The sequence below is a fragment of the Phyllobacterium sp. P5_D12 genome (assembly GCF_054049495.1).
In genome coordinates, this window is record NZ_JBFUMG010000808.1 from 1 (window position 1) to 1519 (window position 1519).

Annotated in this window: 2 protein-coding genes; one reads left to right on the plus strand and one right to left on the minus strand. The window is 54.8% G+C overall.

From position 1 onward, the window contains the following. Nucleotides 1-112: 112 nt before the first annotated feature. The gene (locus tag ACXJ5O_RS26625) at nucleotides 113-802 is read right to left on the minus strand and encodes an SIMPL domain-containing protein (protein ID WP_457302532.1); all 690 of its coding nucleotides are present in this window, start codon (nucleotides 800-802) and stop codon (nucleotides 113-115) included. A gap of 188 nt (nucleotides 803-990) precedes the next feature. Between ACXJ5O_RS26625 and ACXJ5O_RS26630 the strand changes: the two genes are divergently transcribed. After that, entirely contained in the window at nucleotides 991-1284 is a 294-nt protein-coding gene (locus ACXJ5O_RS26630) for a hypothetical protein (RefSeq protein ID WP_457302531.1), read from the plus strand. The last annotated feature ends 235 nt before the right edge of the window (nucleotides 1285-1519 follow it).

The window sequence follows — 1519 nt, forward strand, 5'->3', positions numbered from 1 at the left end:
GCCGTTGTGTTTGCCCGTGCACCTGGCTGCCCGATCATTCGGTAAGGTATTTGCCACAAGAAACAAAAAGGGTGCCGACTGGCACCCTTTTTCGTTTCCAGAATTGATCAGGTCAATTCTTCAATTCGAACGTGACGTTGACATTCACATTGTAGGTGTTTTCGCCCGCAGCAACAGGAACTGAATCCGCGGGAGCGGCCGCCATCATCTTGGCTTGGCCCATCGGCATCGGGCGAGGGCTGTAGGACTGCTCGCTGATCTCGATCACTTTGCCCAGACCAACACCTGCAGCTTCCGTCAGGGTCTTCGCCTTGGCCAATGCGTTTGCAACAGCKTTCTTTCGAGCTTCTTCTACAATTGCCTCGGGTTTGTCATTGGTGAAGGTGAGGTTGCCGCCCTGATTGACGCCAAGGGTCACGGACTGATCGAGAATGTCGCCAACCTTCTTCAGATCGCGCATGCGTACAGTCAATGAGTTGGAAACAGCGTAGCCGACAATCTTTGGTGCTTCCGGCGGTTGTGTATTGTCCTTGTTGTCCGGGTAGACATAACGAGGCTCGATATTGAAGCCTGACGTCTGCAGGTCGCGTTCGGCGATGCCTGCCTTCTTCATTGCGTCGAGAACCTTGGCCATGGCTTCATTGTTAGCCGTCAGCGCTTCGCGCGCGGTAGGCTTTTCCTGCAGCACGACCATTGAAACAATGGCCATGTCCGGCGCTGATGCTGCTTGGCCTTCACCGGTCACGACAATGCGCGGACGCGGTGTTTCGTCGGCCAACGCGGCGAACGGCACTGCCATCATTGCGGTTGTCGCAAAGGCCAGGCTCAGAAATTTCGATGTCATGGATATCTCCCCGAATAAGATGGAGCTGTTGCGTCGCAGGTGATTATGGGTGGATTAGGGCAAAAGGCAAAACATTCGAAGACCTATGCATTTTATGCATCCAAACAGTTTCTGAGGCGTTTCCTTTGCAACTAAAGGAGCATGACATGTCTGGTAGAGAACCCAAGAACAGCCCTGAACGTCTTGAGCCCCGGGAACCGGCATCTGATATGCCCATTGAAACGCCGGACTTAGACGATATCGGAACCGGCGAAGCGGAGATGCAAGCCGACGATGAGCTTGCCATCCTGGGTGAACGGCAGGTCGAACCGGAAGATGCAGGACTTTCGGAGGAAGATGACGATAATCCATACCAGGAAAGCGACGAGGCCTTGCCCGATGATGAGGAGGAGGCGGAGATATCGCGAGATCCGGAACGGGAAGGGCATCGCTTCGAGTGACCGGCGCTTGCGAGAGTGGAATCTGTCCGCGTATTCTGCACATAGGTCTTGACTAAAATACAAATGTTCAATATTCGATGTCTTGATTGACCAGCCTCGGAGTCCCCATCGGAGGCTGGCACGGGAGGCATTGATGGCTACGAATGTTGCATTGACGGGATTGGCGCGGGATATGCAGGCGCGGGCGGATACGGGCCGTCCGATCCGCATCGGCCTGATCGGTTCGGGCGAGATG